Annotated in this window: 18 protein-coding genes, 3 tRNA genes and 1 pseudogene; 2 read left to right on the top strand and 20 right to left on the bottom strand. The window is 33.7% G+C overall.

Translation table 11 applies throughout. The features are described 5' to 3' along the window. The first annotated feature begins 64 nt into the window (after nucleotides 1-64). Nucleotides 65-1,121, top strand: a pseudogene (locus EGX70_RS01760) (site-specific integrase). Nucleotides 1,122-1,166: 45 nt separating this feature from the next. Here EGX70_RS01760 and EGX70_RS01755 read toward each other — a convergent pair. The 8 genes from EGX70_RS01755 to parE all read right to left on the bottom strand — a co-directional run bounded on the left by EGX70_RS01755 (nucleotide 1,167) and on the right by parE (nucleotide 8,847). After that, nucleotides 1,167-1,238, bottom strand: a tRNA-Arg gene (locus EGX70_RS01755). A 72-nt stretch (nucleotides 1,239-1,310) separates the two neighbouring features. Further along, nucleotides 1,311-2,513, bottom strand: coding sequence for a 30S ribosomal protein S1 (gene rpsA / locus EGX70_RS01750; protein ID WP_001001614.1), 1,203 nt, complete (start codon nucleotides 2,511-2,513; stop codon nucleotides 1,311-1,313). A 125-nt stretch (nucleotides 2,514-2,638) separates the two neighbouring features. Then, nucleotides 2,639-2,710: transfer RNA gene (locus EGX70_RS01745), tRNA-Gln, on the bottom strand. Between the two features lie 5 nt (nucleotides 2,711-2,715). After that, nucleotides 2,716-2,796, bottom strand: a tRNA-Tyr gene (locus tag EGX70_RS01740). A 60-nt stretch (nucleotides 2,797-2,856) separates the two neighbouring features. Then, nucleotides 2,857-3,087 carry a DUF2969 domain-containing protein gene (locus tag EGX70_RS01735; protein WP_000037098.1) on the bottom strand — a complete coding sequence of 77 codons (231 nt, stop codon included), beginning with the start codon at nucleotides 3,085-3,087 and terminating at the stop codon, nucleotides 2,857-2,859. 82 nt (nucleotides 3,088-3,169) lie between these two features. Further along, nucleotides 3,170-4,192, bottom strand: a complete 1,023-nt coding sequence (locus tag EGX70_RS01730; protein ID WP_000217780.1) for a branched-chain amino acid aminotransferase — start codon at nucleotides 4,190-4,192, stop codon at nucleotides 3,170-3,172. A gap of 112 nt (nucleotides 4,193-4,304) precedes the next feature. Further along, nucleotides 4,305-6,764: a DNA topoisomerase IV subunit A gene (gene parC / locus EGX70_RS01725; RefSeq protein ID WP_000065535.1), complete on the bottom strand. Its 2,460-nt coding sequence runs from the start codon at nucleotides 6,762-6,764 to the stop codon at nucleotides 4,305-4,307. Nucleotides 6,765-6,897: 133 nt separating this feature from the next. Then, nucleotides 6,898-8,847, bottom strand: coding sequence for a DNA topoisomerase IV subunit B (gene parE, locus EGX70_RS01720; RefSeq protein ID WP_001118432.1), 1,950 nt, complete (start codon nucleotides 8,845-8,847; stop codon nucleotides 6,898-6,900). 113 nt (nucleotides 8,848-8,960) lie between these two features. Between parE and plsY the strand changes: the two genes are divergently transcribed. Next, entirely contained in the window at nucleotides 8,961-9,599 is a 639-nt protein-coding gene (gene plsY / locus EGX70_RS01715; RefSeq protein ID WP_001877125.1) for a glycerol-3-phosphate 1-O-acyltransferase PlsY, read from the top strand. 65 nt (nucleotides 9,600-9,664) lie between these two features. Here the strand turns inward: plsY and EGX70_RS01710 are convergent, their stop codons facing one another. From EGX70_RS01710 to EGX70_RS01655, 12 genes are all read right to left on the bottom strand, one after another. Further along, the gene (locus EGX70_RS01710; protein WP_000682956.1) at nucleotides 9,665-10,318 is read right to left on the bottom strand and encodes a uracil-DNA glycosylase; all 654 of its coding nucleotides are present in this window, start codon (nucleotides 10,316-10,318) and stop codon (nucleotides 9,665-9,667) included. Between the two features lie 98 nt (nucleotides 10,319-10,416). After that, on the bottom strand, nucleotides 10,417-10,902 hold the full coding sequence (locus EGX70_RS01705) for a hypothetical protein (RefSeq protein WP_001209321.1): 486 nt from the start codon (nucleotides 10,900-10,902) through the stop codon (nucleotides 10,417-10,419). 113 nt (nucleotides 10,903-11,015) lie between these two features. Beyond that, complete coding sequence (gene neuA, locus EGX70_RS01700; protein WP_123947859.1) at nucleotides 11,016-12,257, bottom strand: N-acylneuraminate cytidylyltransferase; 1,242 nt, start codon at nucleotides 12,255-12,257, stop codon at nucleotides 11,016-11,018. A gap of 10 nt (nucleotides 12,258-12,267) precedes the next feature. Beyond that, nucleotides 12,268-12,897 carry an acetyltransferase gene (locus EGX70_RS01695; protein WP_000727601.1) on the bottom strand — a complete coding sequence of 210 codons (630 nt, stop codon included), beginning with the start codon at nucleotides 12,895-12,897 and terminating at the stop codon, nucleotides 12,268-12,270. Next, entirely contained in the window at nucleotides 12,894-14,048 is a 1,155-nt protein-coding gene (gene neuC / locus EGX70_RS01690) for a UDP-N-acetylglucosamine 2-epimerase (RefSeq protein ID WP_000717639.1), read from the bottom strand. The genes EGX70_RS01695 and neuC overlap by 4 nt, the downstream gene beginning before the upstream one ends. 76 nt (nucleotides 14,049-14,124) lie before the next feature. After that, a complete protein-coding gene (gene neuB, locus EGX70_RS01685; protein WP_000262516.1) occupies nucleotides 14,125-15,150 on the bottom strand; it encodes an N-acetylneuraminate synthase in 1,026 nt (341 codons plus the stop codon). After that, nucleotides 15,150-16,550, bottom strand: a complete 1,401-nt coding sequence (locus EGX70_RS01680; RefSeq protein WP_001093057.1) for an oligosaccharide flippase family protein — start codon at nucleotides 16,548-16,550, stop codon at nucleotides 15,150-15,152. The genes neuB and EGX70_RS01680 overlap by 1 nt, the downstream gene beginning before the upstream one ends. Beyond that, a complete protein-coding gene (locus EGX70_RS01675; RefSeq protein ID WP_001058925.1) occupies nucleotides 16,547-17,503 on the bottom strand; it encodes a glycosyltransferase family 52 protein in 957 nt (318 codons plus the stop codon). The genes EGX70_RS01680 and EGX70_RS01675 overlap by 4 nt, the downstream gene beginning before the upstream one ends. Then, nucleotides 17,500-18,465, bottom strand: a complete 966-nt coding sequence (locus EGX70_RS01670; protein ID WP_000362087.1) for a glycosyltransferase family 2 protein — start codon at nucleotides 18,463-18,465, stop codon at nucleotides 17,500-17,502. The genes EGX70_RS01675 and EGX70_RS01670 overlap by 4 nt, the downstream gene beginning before the upstream one ends. Continuing rightward, nucleotides 18,458-19,441: a glycosyltransferase family 2 protein gene (locus EGX70_RS01665; RefSeq protein WP_000420467.1), complete on the bottom strand. Its 984-nt coding sequence runs from the start codon at nucleotides 19,439-19,441 to the stop codon at nucleotides 18,458-18,460. Before EGX70_RS01665 ends, EGX70_RS01670 begins: the two co-directional genes overlap by 8 nt. A 3-nt stretch (nucleotides 19,442-19,444) precedes the next feature. Then, complete coding sequence (locus EGX70_RS01660) at nucleotides 19,445-20,332, bottom strand: glycosyltransferase family A protein (protein WP_000965736.1); 888 nt, start codon at nucleotides 20,330-20,332, stop codon at nucleotides 19,445-19,447. Nucleotides 20,333-20,357: 25 nt separating this feature from the next. Then, the gene (locus EGX70_RS01655; protein WP_000612460.1) at nucleotides 20,358-21,083 is read right to left on the bottom strand and encodes a glycosyltransferase family 32 protein; all 726 of its coding nucleotides are present in this window, start codon (nucleotides 21,081-21,083) and stop codon (nucleotides 20,358-20,360) included. Nucleotides 21,084-21,105: the final 22 nt, after the last annotated feature.

Below are 21,105 nucleotides of genomic sequence, written 5' to 3'. Positions count from 1 at the left end.
AGAAATAAGCATTAAATGGCTTGTTTTCTTGTACCTATTTTAGCAAATTTAGAAAGGTTTAGCAATGGCGTATTTCCGTAAACGCGACAACAGGTGGGAGTATCGGATATCGTATAAAGATGTAACTGGTAAGTACCGACAAAAATCAAAGAGCGGTTTTAAAACAAAAAAAACAAGCTGAACTTGAAGCAAATAAGATAGAGATAGAATTATCTAAAAGATTTCAAATAAATAATAATATAGAATTTTGTACTTACTTTAAAAATTGGTCTGAACTTTATAAAAAGCCAAATGTAACTGCTACTACTTGGGATAAGTACAACTATACTTTGTCTAAGATAAAAGGGTATTTCGATAAAGCCAAATTATCATCAATTAAACCAAGTCATTACCAAAAATTTATTAGTGATTATTTAAACCAGTATAACTGGCAAACTATTAAAATGATAAATACTCACATCAGACAATCAATAAAAATAGCTATCCATGAAGGTTATATTACTAAAGATTTCACTGCTTTCGTCATCCTTCCGAAACCAGATGATAGTAATGTAGATAGTAAACTTTTAGAGCTATCAGAATATCAAAAATTAATTTCAGAGACTAGTAAAGAAGTGAAATATAAGTCACATTTTTGTATTTATTTAATAGCAACAACTGGATTAAGATTTTCAGAGGCTATGGGATTGACTTGGAGCGATATAGATAGAGATGAGTTGCTACTACATGTCAACAAGACTTACAAAGTGTTTGGAAGTGATAAAGGATTTCAACCAACTAAAAATAAACACTCAATTAGATATGTACCAATAAATAACACAACTATCAAATTGCTAGATCAATATAGGTTGTTATTCAAAACAGAAACAAGGATATTTGAAGGAATATCAAATACAGCTGTCAACAAGACACTAAAAAAATTAGTTGGCAGAAATATACACATTCATTCCCTAAGACATACTTATGTGTCTCATTTAATATCAGAAGGAATCGACTTGTTTGCTATTTCCAAGATAGTTGGACACAAAGATTTAAATATCACACTAAGCACGTATGCTCATTTGCTGGAAGATACAAAAAACAAGAACAATGAAATTATTAGGGAATTATTTGGGGCATAAACTAATATAAACCCTATAACATAAAGCTTTACGGAGCATCTATTATCCATCTTAAGGGAATCGAACCCCTATCCCAAGAACCGGAATCTTGTGTGATATCCATTACACTAAAGATGGTAGTACATGTTACATTATAGCATACTTTATCAACAAAAACAAAAAGACTTGCTAAAGCAAGTCTTTTAATTATTATAATTCAATATCACCGAATAAGTCAGCCATAGAGAATCCAGTTTGTGTTTCTGGAAGCTCGTAGTCGCGTTTTTCTTGACGACGTGGACGACGTGGACGTGATTGACGTTTTTCTTCTTTTTCACCTTCTGCTTGCGCTGGACGCTCTTCAAGAGCTTTCATTGAAAGTGATACACGTTCTGCATCTGAATTAACTTCAAGAACTTTAACAGTAACTTCTTGTCCTGCAGATAATACGTCTTTAGGATTTTCAACACGTTTGTGTGAAATTTGTGAAATGTGTACGAGTCCATCAATGCCAGGTAACACTTCAACAAAAGCACCAAAGTCAGTCAAGCGTTTTACTTTACCTTCAATAACATCACCAGCAGCAAGTTTTTGTTCAACGCCATCCCATGGGCCAGGTGTAGTTGCTTTAAGTGAAAGTGATACACGACCAGCTTCTTCATCAATTGAAAGTACTTTAACTTCAACTTCTTCACCAACAGTTACAACTGATTTAGGTGAAACATTGCGCTCATGTGATAATTCAGTTACGTGTACAAGTCCATCAACACCACCAAGGTCAATGAAAGCACCAAAGCTTGTTAAACGAGCAACTTTACCAGTTACAACTGAACCTACTTCAATGTTTGAGAAAACTTCTTTACGTGCTGCAGCTGCAGATTCTTCAACAACTTCACGCCGTGAAAGGATGAAGCGATTTTCTGCTGCATCAACTTCTTTGATTTTAGCATCAAATTCTTGTCCAACAAATTTTTCAGTGTTACGTACAAAACGAGTATCAATCATTGAAGCTGGGATGAAACCACGAAGTCCTTCAAATTCAACTGAAAGTCCGCCTTTAACAGCACGTGTACCTTTAACAGTAACAACTTCACCTTCACGACCAACAAGTTTGTCCCATGCTTTACGAGCTTCCAAGCGTTTTTTAGATACAAGGAAAGTTACTGTATCAGTATCTTTACCTACAACTTGACGAAGAACAAGTACTTCAACTGTGTCGCCAGCTTTAACAAAATCATTGATATCAGCATCACGATCGTTAGTCAATTCACGAAGTGTCAAGACACCTTCAACACCAGTACCATCGATAACAACGTTTGCTTGACCGTTATCAACTGTTAAAACTTCCGCAGTGACAACGTCACCAGGGTTCACTTCGCTAACACTGTTTAGCAAATCTTCAAATTCATTCATTCTAAAAAATCCTCCAACAAAAGCTAGCCGAGCTAGCTTTTGATAACAATATATTTTCTCAAGGTAACCCGCAAGGACAACAAATATCTCTTTGACGGTGTCAAACAAAAGTTTGATACCTTTGACTGGGGTAGCTGGATTCGAACCAACGCATGAGGGAGTCAAAGTCCCTTGCCTTACCGCTTGGCTATACCCCAAATAATGGAAAGAGAGGGATTCGAACCCCCGAACCCGAAGGAGCGGATTTACAGTCCGCCGCGTTTAGCCTCTTCGCTATCTTTCCGTAACAACACTGACTATTCTACCACAGATGTTGTTAGCACGCAAGCTTTTTAAATAAATATTAGCGATTAAGATTATATTCTTCAATAATATTTCCCATAGCTTGATCTAAATTTTTATAGAATCCACTCACTTGCTCACCTTTAATCACAGCAAATTTAGAATCTAGCTCTGCAATTTGACCTACAATTTTTTTTCCAATAACGAGTTGGTATCCATCAACCTTAGTTCCATTAACTGTTACTTGAGCGTCTGAAATTTGAATTTCAATTTTCTTATCTTTTTTACTCACTATTAACTCCAATATCTCTTTTATTGTTTTTTATTGTACACAAAATACTAAAAGCTTGCAAGAGCAAGCTTTTAGTATAGACTTAATCTACTTTATAAATCCACCCTTCTGGTGCTTCAACATCACCAAACTGGATCCCTACTAACTCATCATATAGTTTACGTGTCGCTGGACCAACTTCTGTCTCACTGTAGAAGACATGGAAGTCATCTCCGTTTTGAATTCCTCCAATTGGTGAAATAACTGCGGCTGTACCACATGCGCCAGCTTCTGTGAATTTATCTAATTCGTCGACAAAGACATCTCCTTCAATCGCTTCCATACCAAACCTTTCTTTAGCAAGGTAAAGCAATGAATATTTAGTAATTGAAGGTAAAATTGAAGGACTCAAAGGGGTGATAAACTGATTATCTTTAGTAATTCCAAAGAAATTAGCTGCTCCAACCTCTTCAATTTTAGTATGTGTCGCTGGATCAAGATAGATAACATCTGAAAATTGTTTCTCATGAGCGTATTTCCCAGGAAGAAGACTAGCAGCATAGTTACCACCAACTTTTGCAGCTCCTGTACCATTCGGTGCTGCTCTATCATATTCTTTGGAAACAATAAAGTTAGTTGGTGTTAAACCACCTTTAAAATAACTACCTACTGGCATTGCAAATACCGTAAAAATATATTCTTCAGCAGGTTTAACTCCAATAATATCTCCCACACCAATTAATAAGGGACGAATGTATAATGTTGCCCCTGTACCATACGGTGGAACAAACTCCTCATTAGCGCGTACAACAGATTTAACCGCTGCAATAAATTTGTCTGTCGGAACATGTGGCATTAAAAGACGATCTGCTGTTCTTTGAAGTCGTTCTGCATTTTGATCTGGACGAAATAACTGAATAGAGCCATCTTTAGTTCTATAAGCTTTCAATCCTTCAAAAGCTTGTTGCCCATAGTGGAGGGCAGGAGAACTTTCTGAAATATGTAGCGTTGCATCATCTGTCAACTTGCCATCATCCCATTTCCCATCTTTAAAATGCGAAATGTATCGGAATGGTAATTTTCTGTAAGCAAAACCTAAATTATCCCAATCTAAATTTACTGTCATAAGGTACCTCTTTCTTTGGGTTTCTAACTATTGTACGCTATTATCATTATTTTTTCAATATTATTTGTAAAATTCAGAAAAATTACCAAACTAGTAAAAACACAAATGTGTTTTACTTAATTTTAACTGAGAATACTCCTTCGTCAGAAATCTTATCAGATACAAAAGAGCCATTACTTGTACGTTCAGAAAAACTCCATTGACTTAAATCAACATCGTAAACTTTTCCTGTTTTAGACATAATCTCAAGTACGAAAGTATCTCCTTCATGATTCGATACTGAACTAAATAAATCAAATTCAAAAGATGAATCCTCTAAATATACAGGTCCTGCTTTAAAAACGCGATGCGGTTTGGATTTCAATTCACGAAGAACTTGAAGTCCTCGATTAGCACGACTAGTTGTGGGGATAACATCAATGGCCATTCGTTTAAGACTTCCTCTATGAGTTAATAAATATAAACTTGTGGTGTTAGCTATAAATGCAGATACGATGTGATCACTATCTTTTAAATTCATCGCTTTTACACCTGCGGCTTTACTACCAACGACTGGTACATCATTTATACTAAATCTCAACGCATAACCATTATAAGTGACAAGTATAACATCCTCTAATTGGATAGGAGCAACAGTCACAACGTAATCATCTACATTTTTTAACTTAGCATATTTAGCTGTTTTTGACTTATATGTCCGCCATGGACTGATTTCTTGACGTTCAAAACGCTTTATTTGCCCTAAGCTAGTGACAGCAAAATAAGTTTCTTTAGTAAAATCATCTACTAATTCAGCATAAATAATTTCTTCATTTGAAGCAAAGTTAACAAGATTTTGTGATAAATGTTCACCAACGTCTTTCCATCGAATATCAGCTAATTCATGAACTGGACGATAAGCAAGATTACCAAGGTTAGTAAACATCAATAAATGTTGGGTAGTCTTTGCATTGCTCACAAATATCAATTCGTCATCTTCTCGCTTACCAAGTTCATCAACAGTTGATGCATTGAAAGAGCGAGGACTGGTGCGTTTTACATATCCGCCTCTAGTAACACTGACGTATGTGTCCTCTTCGATAATTAAACTTGCAGTATCGATTTCAATAGTTTCAGCTAATTCTTGAAGTTCAGAACGTCTAGTATTGGCAAATTTCTTTTTGACCTCACGTAACTCACGTTTCATTACGTTATACATCGTACGTTCATCACTAATAATTGCCTTAAGCATTGTGATTTGTTGACGAAGTTCTTCTTCTTCTTCTCTCAACGTCACAATATCAGTATTTGTGAGACGATATAATTGCAATGTGACGATAGCCTCTGCTTGGGCTTCTGAAAACTCATAGCTGACCTTCAAATTCTCTTTCGCATCAGCTTTATTCTCAGAAGCACGAATTAATGCAATCACTTCATCCAAAATAGAAAGAACCCTAATCAGTCCCTCAACAATATGGAGACGTTTTTCGGCTTTTTCTTTATCAAATTTTGAACGAGCAATAATAATTTCTCTTCGGTGAGCGATATAGCTAGTTAATATTCTTGATAGACCCACCTGCTTAGGGGTGTAGTCATCAATAGCAACCATATTGAAATTATAATTCACTTGTAGGTCTGTATATTTAAAAAGATAATTTAAGACAATTGTTTCATCGGCTTCTTTTTTGAGCTCAATAGCGATACGAAGACCATCTCTATCAGACTCATCACGCACCTCTGCTATTCCTGGAACTTTATTATTAACACGAACATCATCGATTCGTTTTACTAAAACTGACTTATTAACTTCATAAGGAATTTCAGTAACAATAATTTGTTTCTTACCACCTTTTAAGGTTTCAATAGCAGTTCGCGAGCGAACCGCTACTCTCCCCTTACCAGTCTCATATGCCTTACGAATTTCATCTTTTCCTTGAATGATAGCGCCAGTTGGAAAATCTGGACCAGGTAGAAATTCCATTAATTTATCTAATTTAGCTTTAGGGTGATCAATCATGTACACGACAGCATCAATGACTTCTGCTAAATTATGTGGTGGAATATCTGTTGCATAGCCTGCAGATATTCCTGTTGCTCCGTTGACTAAAAGATTGGGAAAGGCAGCTGGTAAAACAGTTGGTTCTTTCTCTGTATCATCGAAATTCCAGGCAAAGGGTACGGTATTCTTATCAATATCTTGAAGAAGATAACCAGCAATTTCTGATAGACGGGCTTCCGTATAACGCATAGCCGCCGCAGGATCTCCATCCATAGAACCATTATTTCCGTGCATTTCAATCAATGTCTCACGATTTTTCCAATCTTGAGACATACGAACCATCGCGTCATAGATAGAGGAATCCCCATGAGGATGGAAATTCCCCATAACATTACCGACTGATTTTGCAGATTTGCGAAATCCCTTTTCAAAAGTATTACCATCTTTATTCATTGAATAAAGGATTCGACGTTGAACAGGTTTTAAGCCATCACGAATATCCGGCAACGCCCGTTCTTGAATGATATACTTAGAATAGCGCCCAAAACGCTCTCCCATAATGTCCTCAAGGGACATATTTTGAATATTAGACATATTTTTAATTTTCTCCTAGTTGGAGTGGCTTAGTATTATTTTTCCACTTATTTGAAATGAATGATTGGCTCTCTTGTCTAACGCATACAATATTACTTGTACACTATAAAACATGAATAACCAAGACTCTTTATTAAAATACTGTATTCTCTTCTAAAGTAAACTTGACATTATCTTCAATCCATTGGCGTCTTGGAGGAACTTTATCACCCATCAAGACATTAACTCGACGTTCTGCTCTTGCTAAATCTTCAATTGTTACACGAATTAATGTCCTTGTCTCAGGGTTCATAGTGGTTTCCCACAATTGATCGGCATTCATTTCCCCAAGCCCTTTATATCGTTGTAATAGTGAGCCTTTACCAAATTTTTGTCGTAATTCTTCTAACTCTATATCCGTCCAAGCATACTCAACAATTTCTTTCTTACCTTTTCCTTTTGACATTTTATACAAAGGTGGCAAAGCAATATAGACATGTCCCTCTTCAACAAGAGGTCTCATATAGCGATAAAAGAAAGTTAATAATAGTGTCTGAATATGAGCTCCGTCAGTATCAGCATCGGTCATAATGATAACTTTATCATAATTAATATCGTCAATATTAAAATCAGGACCAACACCTGCACCAATGGTATGGATCATTGTATTAATTTCTTCGTTTTTTATAATATCAGCCATCTTTGCCTTAGCTGTATTCAATACTTTTCCTCGCAACGGTAAAATAGCTTGAAACTTTCTATCACGACCTTGCTTAGCAGAGCCACCTGCAGAGTCTCCTTCGACTAAATAGAGTTCATTTTTCTTAGCATTTTTTGATTGTGCAGGGGTTAATTTTCCAGAAAGTAGACCTTTATCTTTTTTCGACTTTTTCCCATTTCTACTTTCATCACGAGCTTTACGTGCAGCTTCACGCGCATCACGTGCTTTTATTGCCTTACGGATTAAATTAGATGCTAAATCTCCATTTTCCATAAGAAAGTAAGTTAACTTTTCAGAAACAATACCATCAACAATTGGTCGTGCTAAGGGACTTCCTAGTTTATCTTTAGTTTGGCCTTCAAATTGCAAGTGCTCCTCAGGTACAAGAATAGATAAAATGGCTGATAGCCCCTCACGATAATCAGAACCTTCAAGGTTTTTATCTTTTTCTTTAAGAAGTCCTGTTTTACGTGCATAGTCATTCATAGACTTTGTAATAGCTGATTTCAAGCCAGTTTCATGTGTTCCACCATCTTTAGTACGAACATTATTGACAAAAGAAAGAATATTATCTGAAAAACCATCATTATACTGCAAAGCAACTTCGATATGAAATTCTTGTTCTTCACCTTCGAAAAACATGATTGGTGTCAACGTTTCTTTATCTTCATTTAAATACTCTACAAAATCTTGAACACCGTTTTCATAATGAAATTCTAGATGCTCTGCTTCTTCTGAACGATTATCTGTTAAGGTTAAAGTAACATTTTTTAAGAGAAAGGCAGATTCCTTTAAGCGCTCTGCAATTGTATTAAACTTAAAATCTATCGTTGAAAATACTGACTGATCTGGCATAAAGCTGACAGATGTCCCAGATTTTGATTTTGGTGCCGTGCCGATTTTTTTCAGGGTTGTAACGGGCTTACCACCATTTTCAAAACGTTGTCTGTAAATAGCTCCGTCGCGAATGATTTCAACTTCTAACCAAGAAGACAAAGCATTAACTACAGATGATCCAACACCATGGAGACCACCTGATGTTTTATAACCACCTTGTCCAAATTTTCCACCTGCATGAAGCACCGTGAAGATGACTTCAACAGTAGGTTTTCCCATAGCATGCATTCCAGTTGGCATACCGCGTCCATGGTCTGTAACAGTTATACTCCCATCTTTGTTAATAATAACATCAATGCGATTTCCAAAACCTGATAGAGCTTCATCAACTGCATTATCTACAATTTCCCACACTAAATGATGTAAACCAGTTCCATCTGTGGAACCTATATACATCCCTGGACGCTTACGAACAGCATCTAATCCTTCTAAGACTTGAATAGCATCGTCGCCATAATTCGTCACTGTTATATCTTGTTTAGCCAAAGTGACCTCCAAATTTTTTCATCTTTTTTATATTACAAGTTTTTTGCTGTTTTTGCAAAATTATTTTTTTAAAAATAGCAAAAAGACTTTTATGCTTATGTTATAATAAGGGTATGAGTATTATAATTATGATTATCATTGCCTATCTGTTAGGCTCTATCCAAACTGGACTTTGGATTGGTAAATATTTTTACCAAGTCAATCTTCGTCAACACGGTAGTGGTAATACTGGCACCACGAATACCTTCCGTATTTTAGGTGTAAAAGCTGGCATTGTCACTTTGACTATTGACATTTTAAAAGGGACTCTAGCAACACTTATTCCTATCATGTTAGGTGTAACGACAGTATCTCCATTTTTTATCGGTTTTTTTGCTATTATAGGTCACACTTTCCCTATTTTTGCACAATTCAAAGGTGGGAAAGCCGTTGCTACAAGCGCTGGGGTTTTGCTAGGATTTGCACCTTCTTTTTTCCTTTACTTATTAGTTATCTTTTTATTAACGCTTTATCTTTTTAGCATGATTTCGCTATCCAGTATTACAGTAGCTGTCGTAGGTATCCTGAGTGTCTTAATTTTTCCATTAGTAGGTTTTATATTAACGGACTACGACTGGATATTTACCACTGTGGTTATCTTAATGGCCCTCACGATTATTATCCGACATCAGGATAATATCAAACGTATTCGAAAAAGGCAAGAAAATTTGGTTCCGTTTGGCTTAAACCTAAGTAAACAAAGAAATAAATAATAAAAAACCGCTAGTAGCGGTTTTTTATTATAAGACTAACAATGTTTCGAGAGTAGATTTCCCTTCTAATTTAACCAATCAATCTCATTTATTCCTTTTTCTTCTAAGAAATGATTTGTTCTAGAAAAAGGTCTGCTACCAAAGAAACCACGATAAGCAGATAGGGGACTCGGATGAGGACTCTCAATAATGTGATGAATAGGATTATCAATTAGCGACTTTTTCTTTCGAGCATAGCCACCCCACAGAATAAAGACTACGGGTGTTTCCTTTTGGTTAACCACTTTGATAACAGCATCAGTAAAGGGTTCCCATATAAGCCCAGCATGACCATTAGCTTGGTGTTCTGGAACTGTTAAACAAGCATTTAATAGCAGCACTCCTTGTTGCGCCCATGATGTTAAGTCATGATGTGAACGTGACCCGATATCTTCTGCTAATTCTTTTAGAATATTTTGAAGTGAAGGAGGAGCTGGTAAATTGTCTGGAACAGAAAATGAGAGTCCTTGAGCTTGTTGAGGTCCATGGTAAGGATCTTGGCCAATAATCACTACTTTTACGTTTTCTAGTGGTGTTATCTGTATGGCATTGAATACCTTATCTCTTGGAGGATAAACGATTCCGCTTTCGTAAACTGCATCCATAAATGTATTAATTTTATTGTAGTAATGATTGGGTAGTTCTCTTTTTATTAAATCATGCCAACTAGAATGTTTCATTTATAACTCCTTACTTTTAGATATCTGTATTACTAGTATAGCAATATTTTATAAAAAACGTTACTGCTTTATTCATTCAAAGCAGTAACGTTTTTTTATTAATCTTCGTCCTTAAGACCTAGAGCCAAATCAGATAAGGACACTGGTCTAGAATTTTCTTCTTTCAAAGAAGTATTTATAATGTTTAAAGAAGTATAAACATCAATAAGGATTCCAAATACATGTGCACGTTCATCACCTAAAATTGCTTGAAAAACCGTCTGTGATTGACAGAATTCTAAAAGATTATCTAAGCCCTTAATCCATTCTTCTACAATAGCCAGAGCCTTATTCATGACTTTAAATGACGATTCATCATACCAATAAATAGAACGAATCAGTTTTTTTTGCTTACTCAAAGCTTCTATTTTAGAAAGTATCTCACCTAGTTCATTCTGCACAATAGCAATAGAAAAATGTTTCCCCAGTAAAGATGGGGTTTTTTCTACTAATATAATTTCATCACGAAACAAGGTTAAATAATGAATACTGACTAACAATTTTTGAATTAGCGCTTGGTGATCGTGTGTTTCAGTTTCTCTCATACTCAACCATCCTTACTATTTCTGACTGGTAAAACTATACGTAGCTTACTTTAAATATACCATATCACTATTGAAATCGCAAAAATAAGATGAATAATTTTATAAAATAAATATTATAAGGTTTTAACTTCGTCTACAAATAATTGATATTGACTTTGTAACAAATCATTAGCCTCTTGAGTAAAATGCAATCCATCACTAGTTAAATGATAATTTAGATTACCATCCTTTGATAAAAATCTATTAATATCTAACAATGGAATCTGATTTTGATAACAAAATTCTGTTAGCCATTGATTGATTTTCTCAATATCTGCATTATTGACAGTTTCTCTAAAAAGGGTGTAAGCAATAGTTGTCAATCTCATCTTTATTTTATTCTCAGCTAATAATGAGTAGAGTTTTTGGAAATTGCTGAATATTTCTTCCACACTATAACCTGTAATGAGATCATTTACCCCTATAGAAACAAAAGCCTCTGTTACATTAGCTGTCAAAAAGTTAGGTAAGTTTTCCAACATCGTTGCTAATGTTACACCACCTTGGGAATAATTATGGTAACTTTCTAGTGAGATAGATATCGTTTTTGAATCACCTAAAATTATCTTTGAAGCTTCTCTATTGAACAAACGACTATAGCCTTCTTTATAAAAAACTTTATTCTCTTTTTCCCTAATGGCATAATCGAAAAAGAGGTGACCGATGACGTGGATAAAATCATCTCTCGTATCAACATCTAATGAAAATTCCTTTGCCATTTGATAAGCATATGTCTTAGAGGTGAAAAACCTTTTTTCCCTTAAGTAAGTTTCTTTATTAGAAATAAAAATAGCGCCGTTCGGATAGTATAAAGGTTGTAAATCTTGGCGACGATAACCTTTATCTGCTCCCACCATATCTATAGCATAGCCTTCATCAGATAATGTTGTAAACAGACTAGGGTGTTTCTCAACTTCAGAAAAACTTACAACATTGTCAACATCATGTGAAGAATAATACTCCATTGCTTCCTTTATATGCCATGATTTTCTTAGTGGAGAAGTTACTTGAAGTAACACAAACTCCTGATTATCTTCATAGTCAGATAAAAAATCTTTTAACATATCATACGAAGTTGCCTGATCAGTTGAAAGTTCCGGTTTTCTCATCACCACTGAAATACCGCGTTCTAAACAAATCTCTCTGTACAATTCTGAATCTGTACTAACAAAAATATCTTTCTTATCAAACATTCCAGATTCAATTGCAGCATCTATAGTATGGAAAATCATGGGTTTACCTGCTAGGAATAACATATTCTTATCTGGTAATCCTTTTGACCCTGATCGCGCAGGAATAATACAAATTGGCTTCATAACATATCCTTTATTTAATTTTTTTGGCTGGAACCCCTACATAGGTTCCAGGTTCTATAATATCTTTTACAACAACAGCTCCTGCTCCAATTGTCGTACACGATGAAATATCCAAGGTTTGAATAATAACACTGGCACTACCTACATAAACTTCTTCTCTAATATAACAAAGACCATTTATGGTAGCATTAGGTGCTATATTACAGTGTGATTCTACAACAGTATGATGTTCAATGAGCGCTCCTGTATTAACAACGTTGTTATCAAACAGCTTCACTTTAGAACCTATAAAAGCCCCAAAACCAATAAAGATACCACGTCCACAAATACTATCTGGTGTCAATACTAAAGCATTGGGACTAATGATGTTAATAATAAAGTCATAATAATCCTTTGCTACATATTCAAATAGTTCTTTCCTTTTAGCATTATCACCTATTGTAATAAATACTGCATCTATTGAGCCATCTTCAAGGTAAGGTAGCACATCATAAAGTTTTCCAAGAACAGGATAACCATCATGCTCCGTAATATCTTTATCATCAAAAAAACCTACGAAATCATACACAAGAGGATCAATAACCGGAGCAATCGCATCAGCATGACTTCCTGCGCCTAAAAATGCCAACTTTTTTTTCATTTTAGATTATTCTCCTTTAAATCATAAAATGGTTGGGAAATTGAAGGTTCATCTTTCAAATACAGCTTTATTGCTTCATATGCAATAGATGAAGCATTCTCTTTGTAGTAGGGATTGTCAAAGTTGGTCACTTCATTCAATTTTGATAATCCCTCCAATACAGAGGAGGTTTCGACTGGTACACTTACTACACTTTCTCCATGTAGCCTACCTTTTTGGCGATCACCAATATTAAGAGTAGGTTTCATCAAAGAAGGAACTTCTATTAAACCAGAAGACGAATTACCAATCAGTCCTAGTGAATGACGAATTAAGGAATGATAAAGTTGGGTTGATAAAGAAGCAAAGCAATGACTATTTTCATGATTTGTCAAATAAGTATTGATAGCCTTTGCAATATCATCAGAACCAGTATCTGAATTGGATCCTATAAATAGACACTGGACACCAAACTTAGAAAGGGCTGATAGTACCGCTTTCATCTGCTCTCCAGCACTTTTTCCTTGTTCAAAAGTAACAGGATGATAGAGAACAACAAAATAGGATTCCTCTAGTGCAATACCTAATTGCTTTTCTATTGCTTCTTTGGTTAGAGAAGGGATTGATAGAGCATTTTCCACTCCGAGAGCTCCTGTGTTAATTACAAATTGAGGTTGTTCTCCCATCTGAATCACACGTTGACGAAAGTCCTCTGTAGAGACTAAGTGTAGGTGACTCATCTTAGTAATTGCATGGCGAATATACTCATCAAAATTGCCTAATGAGGTCTCCCCTCCATGAAGGTGGCATACTGGGACATTATAAATCAACGCTACATTCACAACTGGTAACATTTCATAACGATCCCCTAAAATGATGACTAGATCATAGTCTTCCTTGTCAAAAATTTTGGTCAATCCTAGTTGTAAATGCGCCATTGCAGTAGATACAGTTCTTCTGTCAGTATCATAAAGATGTAAGGGAACTTTATAAGCAATATCAAAACCGTCTTCTTCAATTTGACGATAAGTATAGCCGTACTTTTCTTCCAGATGCATTGCTGTTGCAATAATTTGTAAGTTGACTTCTTTATCTTTTGACAATCTTTGAATCAATGGCTTCATTATTCCGTATTCAGCACGCGATCCGGTTACTAAACAAATTTTTTTCATCGTATCCCTTCTATATATAGTAATTACATAATCTTAGCCGTGTAATACATCTGTTGCCGATTATAATTAGGTGTTATTATAACTCGGGCAATTGATTTTCAAAGCGTGAATCACGAATAACTTCATCCTCTTCGAAATCATCTTGCGCTTCTTGTCCCAAGATGTCATACCAGTTCATAGGAGAAATACCATTACCTGGGCGCTTCACCGTAATATTTTCTATTGAATAAATATCGCCTTTTTTAATTGGTTTTAAAGCAACGACTGATTTACGAGCAACAATCTTATTTTTTTCTTCTACTGGATCTGGGATTTTTTCAAATCTACCTAAGGCTTGTTCAACAATGCGAACCCCTTTAACTAAAGCAGCTAAAATATCAGGTGTTGCACTGGCTTTATGATCCGGACCTTCCATATTAGTATCTAAAGTAAAGTGTTTTTCAATAACTTCTGCACCCATTGCTGCTGCTGCGATAGGTACTTCTGATCCAATTGAATGATCCGAATAACCTATCGTTAAATCTTTAAATTCATCTTTCAAAGTATGAATAACGTTTAAATTTAGAGAGGGGTAAGGTGTTGGGTACTCTGTTGTACAATGTAAAATAGAAATGTCGGTTGTACCATTCTGACGTAAAATATTCACCGCTTGATGGATCTCTTCCATTACCGCCATACCCGTCGAAAGAATAACTTTCTTTTGTTGCTTGCCAATCTTTTCTAAGTAAGGTAAATTAGTGATTTCTCCTGATGGAATTTTGTAAATTGGCATATCTGTAGAAATTAAGAACTCTAATGACTCTTCATCAAAAGGTGTTGAAAAGGTCTCCACACCTTTTGAAATTGCATAATCACGCATTTCTAAGTATTCTTCAAAGCTTAACTCTAAACGTTTCGTCATCTCAAGTTGACTGTCTGCTGTTCCTGTAGTTGCTTTTTGATATTCAGCTTTGGGAGCAAATTTAGAAATAAGTTTCTCAGCTTTAAAAGTCTGAAATTTAACAGCATCAACACCACAAGACACGGCAACATCTACCATTTTTTTCGCAAGATTAATATCTCCATTATGATTGCAACCAATCTCTGCAATAATATAAACCATTATCTTCTCCTTCTTTTTTTACCCAATAAGTCTAAAATGACTTTTTGAAAAACAACGCTATATACTATAAGAATAATTATTCCTAAACTCCATCTAATAACGATATTACCTAGGAACATGTTCATTAACATAGCATAACTAAATACTATACCACTTAAAATAATGTACTGCCTAACTGAGACATCTGAATAATGGTATTTAACTTTCGAAACAATATGATGAAAAATCAACAAGGCTAAATAAGATATTATTGTAGCCATAGCAGCGCCATAGGCTGCATAATGAGGAATTAATACAAGGTTTAGTAACCAATTTACACCAGCAGCTAATAATGTCCCAATAGGAATCCATGTCGTATTAGCATAGAAGAATTGGATATTTACAGGAAATGTATAGAGAAAGACTAAAAAATAGCTGACAATAATTAAAGAAATAAATTGAACACTACTACTATACTTGTCTCCTCCCATTATTTGAGCTAACTCAGGAAAAACAGTCAAATAACCTAATGTTAAGAAAACTCCTAAATAGAGATAACGGCTAATATAAGTTGAAAGTTGCAGTAATTTTTCTTTTCTAGCATCAAAAAACCATGGAATCCAAGCCATATTAATACTATTCAAAACAATCTGAATAATCATTCCAAGCGAATAACCGAAACTATACATTGCAACTTCTTTAGTACTATATAAGCGAGCTAGCATAATCCTATCTAATTGATTTAATAACTGATGTCCTAACAAATGAAAAATCAAAGGAATAGACACAGTGACAATGAACCGAAAATACTTAGGATTGTAAAAAGATTTGCTATGATAATAAATATAAGCAAAGGCAACTATTCCAGTTATTATAGTAGGAACAAAAGCTCCAAAAACCCTAGATAAAAAGTCATCGGACCAATGAAAAATTAAAAATAGAGATAGTGCAACAGATGAAACTGCATTGGCTAAGGATAGTATTAAATTAGCCAAGCTCCTCTGTTGTTGTATAAAATACTGACCAAAGAAAGTCACCACATAGTTAGCGTAACTTTGACACACCATTAATAAAAAAATAGATTCAGAAAAACCAACTAATGGTGCAAGAAAACTTCTAAATAGAAAAGCTATCAAAAGTACAATAAGAAACCATATATTACCTACAGAAAAGGCACTCCCAGAGTAGCTTTTAAACTCTTCTCCATATTTGACTCGAGCCGAACTTAAAGAACCGCTCGTCTGAAGACCAATAAACAGAGTAATAATTCCCATCCAAGCAACATATAAACTATATTGGCCATAAACTTCTGTTGAGATGACTCGAGTGTAGATGGGAAGTGTGATAAAGGCTAATCCTTGCACCAATAAATTCCCGAGTGTATAAATAAAACCAGATTGAAGTAATTTCTTAGTATTCATTTAATATCCTTCAGATCTACTAAAGTTATTTTTTTATCAACACAAGTTAAAAAATCCAGCGCGGTGGACGAATGTGTTATCCCAAATTCGAACCGTCCTGTTAACATCAACTCTATAATTTCCATAGGGATATTTGATGGTAATAGCTCTACCGGCAATTTGGAATAATCTACTACATCTCTAGGATGAACTTTTAAATAAACATTGTACCCTAACGTTCTATATTCCTGGACAATATCGTCAAAATAATCGTATTGCTCTTGAATACTTTGAAACCTCTCTGTAGGTGTTTTATAACATTTATCTTGTGCAAGTGGCTGTGTCAACAATAATACTGACTTTGGAGTTATAGTTAATGGTTTTGTTTTAAATATTTTGAAAATCAGTGATTTTTGCTCTTTGTTAAGACTATCAAATAATTTTTTTCTCGGTAGTTCTTTATATTTCTTACTCCTTATGTCATGAGGTAGCCCCACTAAAGAATTAACCTCAATTGAGAGACAATATTTTGAAAAACCATACGGAACATACTTTTTAAATAAGTAAGTTTTAATTACTCGTTTTACGACAGAACCACCCAAGAATAACTTGGCTTGAAAACAGTTATAACCATCTTCAATTAGATGATAATTTTTACCCAAATACACCATATAGCGACCTATTAAAGTATCATCATTAAATAGATAGACTTGTGTATCTACTCTCTCAAAGTAGTGATTTAAGTCTGAATCTACAAGCTCCATCACTTCTTCAATATTTTTACTTTGTAACTGCTCCCGATAAGCAAACTCTTTAACTGCTTCCGTCCTTATTCCCTGTTCATTTAATGTTTTTACCCAAGTTTCATAATTCGTGATAGTGTCACAAATAAATATTCTAGTATTTTCTTTATCTTTTAACTTTATTATAGTAATCAGTAGATGGTATAAAGTATGACACACAAAATTATTCATTTATTTATCTTTTTCTTTCTTTTACAATTTAATATTTTAAAATGCACTACACAATACTTTAAATAATACTTTATTTTTAGTAGCATACGTTGTTTTTTTATAAAATCAAAAATAGTTTTTTTATATTCAGTTTTCAGAGTATGAAATTCCTTATAAAAATTATTTTTATATAACTCTATCAAATTTACTTCCATAGTTTTAATTAAAGCTCTCTCACTTTGAAATACTAAGTCTGGATACTTTTCTAATAAATAAATTCTTTCCTTAAGTGCTTCTACAGCATGTAGCCTTTTAATATTGTAGGAACCAGTCATTATGCTATTTTCTCTAATACGATATGCATAAGTATTATATCTAAAGAAAATTATATTTTTGGCTTTCAAATATAATTTATAGGTTAAAAATTCATCTTCGTGTAACTTCCCTACTGGATAGCACAGCGTAGAAAATAATTCTCTCTTATATAATTTATTATGTGCTACAGTAAAAATAGCTCTATAGGCATCATAATTATAAATATTTTGTATTGCTTGTACTGGACTAATAGTTTCTATCATTTCATCTTCTAAAACGATATTTATAATATGTTGTTCTCTTTTTTCAACATAACACCCTAAAACAATTTCTGAATTATATTTCTCGCTAAATTCAACCATTCTCTCGATTGCATCTTCTTTATATAGATAATCATCCGAATCAAGTAAATAAATATAATCGCCAGTAGCTCTACTAATTCCATAATTACGAGCATCTGATAAACCACCATTATTTTTGTGAAAAACGAATATACGCCCATCTATTTCTGAATAATAATCACAGATATCCCCGGAATTATCTGTAGAGCCATCGTTAACTAGAATAATTTCTAAATTTGAATAAGTTTGAGCTAAAACACTTTCTATACACTCGTTTAGGAAAGATTGAACGTTATAAACTGGGATAATGATACTAACTTTATCCATTCCTTGATAACCTCAAATTATATATTTTTCTTACAATAGTGAAATATCTTATAGAGGAAATAAATAATATATATTTAACCTTCTCCTTCACACTAATCCTATTATTAAAGAGAATAGTCTTAAAATATTTTCTATATTTTTTTCTGTAATAATCAACTGTATCATATAATTTAAAATCAATCATCTTCCCACATATATCTATTCCACCAAATACTTCATTATATATTACAGCAGAGATTAAAGATGTATTATGTGGAAAATTTAGATTTATAAATACAATATTATTTTGAATTGCCTCAAAAAAATACAACATTCTCTCATTGAATTTTGTCCTAGTAGTACTATTATCGCTAAAATACACCACTGCAGTGACAATATCACAAACTGCTATTTTTGAAGCGCAAGATATAAGCTTAAAAGTTGTATCCATATCTTCATGAATTTTTCCTTCTGGATATGGATTACTCAATAAATTACTTCTCGGATATAATTTTGCTAACGGGGAAACTCCATAAGTTTTCCCATAATACATTTCTTCCAACGCCACCTCTAAAGTATAAAGTTTAATCTCTTTTAAATACTGTGAATTAATACTAGTATTGTAAGTATTGTTGAAGTTACCAATACTAGTTAAAACAATATCGGCATTGGTAGCTTTCTGTATGTTGTACATAACCTCAATTGAATAAGGAAGATAAACATCATCACTGTCTAAAAAAGCAATCCAATCTCCTGTACACCTAAGTACTCCGTTGTTACGTGCAACTGATTGGCCTCTGTTTTCTTGATAGAAATATTTTATTCGCCTGTCTTCCAATAAATACTTTTCGCAAATATCCCCTGTGCGATCACTAGAGCCATCATCAATTATGATAATCTCTAAATTCTGATAAGTTTGCTCAAGAATACTATCTAGACATCTCCCAATATATATTTCTCCATTATATACAGGCACTATTATTGAAATTAATTCCATTCTTTACTCGCTCTTTTTAAACCTTGCTACCTTCCAAAGATAGCTAAAACCCAACAAAATTTTCCACCCAGCCTCTTCACTCTTTAGTGTAGGTATTACCCCTAAAGTAGTCATTTTCAAAGCCTGTATGTTCATTTTTATCTTTATAGCTGACCACCAGCGATCAAATATATTAGGAAAAGACATTACATACATATATGAATTTTCTAATGAAAAAATAGTCCCTTTGAAATTTTTTCTCCATAATTTAAAAATATTAGAAGTCAAACCATCTTCTAAGTAGTCAAAACAATAGATTTTCCTATTTTGGGGACAAAAGTATCCCTTTTTTGATAAATATATATACATTATTTCTTCTGATAAGAAATTCTCCCCTTCGAAACAAGGAAATTCGAAATCTACTAAATAAGCATTATTAATAACAATACAAGTTTCAATTTTTAAGTGATATTTATATTTTAAATCAGGAATATTAACTTCTAATATTTTGGGATTCAACCAATTATTACCTTGGTTTAATGAATATCGAGGATAAACAAGGCCTACATATCTATTAGACAACGTTAGGCTCTCTAAATCTTTAAAAATAATTTCAACTGCATCTTCTAATAACCAATCATCACTATCTACACATACATGATAATCACTTGGTTGCATATATCTCATTGCTAGATTATAGGCTGAATGCTTACCGCCATTACGTTTATACAGATATACAATACTAACTTTATTCTCTTTTATATAATTACTTACAATTTCCTTAGTACTGTCCTCAGAACCATCATCAACAATCAACCATATAAAATTTTTATTTGTCTGATTACATAGAGAATCATACAGATAGGATAATCGGTAGCCTCTGTTAAATGTAGGAGTAAAAATATATAACATTTCGTCCTTTCTATTACAATAATAACTATTTCTTTAACTTTAGAAACCTTAGAAGCATTCTATAAGTACCATATCCAAATAAAAAATCAATTATGAGCCTTACTCTAATCTTTAGAGAATCTGAAATAAATGAAGAACTTTTCCAACTTCCTTCGTAATGATGTATAGAATAGGTAACACTAGTCAGACAATCAACCTTACCTGTTAATAAATTCTTTGGATTAAAATAATTTCTCGGATATATTGTTATATCATCAATCTTTTGAATAATATTCTTATTCTTAAGCCCTCTGTTTATCAATAAATTAGTTGTAACCTCTACACATGTCTTATTAAGAGAAGTTAAATCACTTTTGTCATATATAGACATATTTGATTTTAAAAAGTGATGTCCTTTAACAGCGCCAATTATTAATCCTGTATTCACATCACAACTAATCTCCCTTGCTAGAAAACACTCATGAATCCTCAAAGGATCTAAACTTTTTAAAAGCTCCACATCAGTATCTAGATAGAACCCCCCATAAGTATAAATAATATCCAATCTTGCATAGTCAGAAACATAAGCAAAATTCTTCTTAGTATATGCTTCTCTCATAAAAACATTTTTACTAACATCATAATTATGCTCATTCCATTCAATAATTTCATAATCCGGACATTGTTCTCTCCAAGTTTTTATATATTTCTTTAAATTATCTGGTAAGGGATTTCCTCCAAACCAACAATAATGTATAACTTTAGGTATCATTTTCCTTCCTTACCTCCTGCCA

The sequence above is a fragment of the Streptococcus sp. FDAARGOS_522 genome, assembly GCF_003812445.1.
Classification (GTDB): domain Bacteria; phylum Bacillota; class Bacilli; order Lactobacillales; family Streptococcaceae; genus Streptococcus; species Streptococcus agalactiae.
Note: the sequence above shows the minus strand (reverse complement) of the source record. Positions and strands in the feature narration are given on the sequence as shown.

Excerpts from the sequence above, each read along its gene's own strand:
- EGX70_RS01730 (WP_000217780.1), bottom strand. The coding sequence starts at position 4,192 with ATGACAGTAAATTTAGATTGGGATAATTTAGGTTTTGCTTACAGAAAA.
- EGX70_RS01660 (WP_000965736.1), bottom strand. The coding sequence starts at position 20,332 with ATGTTATATATTTTTACTCCTACATTTAACAGAGGCTACCGATTATCC.
- parC (WP_000065535.1), bottom strand. The coding sequence starts at position 6,764 with ATGTCTAATATTCAAAATATGTCCCTTGAGGACATTATGGGAGAGCGT.
- EGX70_RS01695 (WP_000727601.1), bottom strand. The coding sequence starts at position 12,897 with ATGAAAAAAAAGTTGGCATTTTTAGGCGCAGGAAGTCATGCTGATGCG.
- EGX70_RS01665 (WP_000420467.1), bottom strand. The coding sequence starts at position 19,441 with ATGGAATTAATTTCAATAATAGTGCCTGTATATAATGGAGAAATATAT.
- neuB (WP_000262516.1), bottom strand. The coding sequence starts at position 15,150 with ATGGTTTATATTATTGCAGAGATTGGTTGCAATCATAATGGAGATATT.
- neuA (WP_123947859.1), bottom strand. The coding sequence starts at position 12,257 with ATGAAGCCAATTTGTATTATTCCTGCGCGATCAGGGTCAAAAGGATTA.
- EGX70_RS01680 (WP_001093057.1), bottom strand. The coding sequence starts at position 16,550 with ATGAATACTAAGAAATTACTTCAATCTGGTTTTATTTATACACTCGGG.
- EGX70_RS01705 (WP_001209321.1), bottom strand. The coding sequence starts at position 10,902 with ATGAGAGAAACTGAAACACACGATCACCAAGCGCTAATTCAAAAATTG.
- EGX70_RS01655 (WP_000612460.1), bottom strand. The coding sequence starts at position 21,083 with ATGATACCTAAAGTTATACATTATTGTTGGTTTGGAGGAAATCCCTTA.
- plsY (WP_001877125.1), top strand. The coding sequence starts at position 8,961 with ATGAGTATTATAATTATGATTATCATTGCCTATCTGTTAGGCTCTATC.
- rpsA (WP_001001614.1), bottom strand. The coding sequence starts at position 2,513 with ATGAATGAATTTGAAGATTTGCTAAACAGTGTTAGCGAAGTGAACCCT.
- neuC (WP_000717639.1), bottom strand. The coding sequence starts at position 14,048 with ATGAAAAAAATTTGTTTAGTAACCGGATCGCGTGCTGAATACGGAATA.
- EGX70_RS01710 (WP_000682956.1), bottom strand. The coding sequence starts at position 10,318 with ATGAAACATTCTAGTTGGCATGATTTAATAAAAAGAGAACTACCCAAT.
- EGX70_RS01670 (WP_000362087.1), bottom strand. The coding sequence starts at position 18,465 with ATGGATAAAGTTAGTATCATTATCCCAGTTTATAACGTTCAATCTTTC.
- EGX70_RS01675 (WP_001058925.1), bottom strand. The coding sequence starts at position 17,503 with ATGAATAATTTTGTGTGTCATACTTTATACCATCTACTGATTACTATA.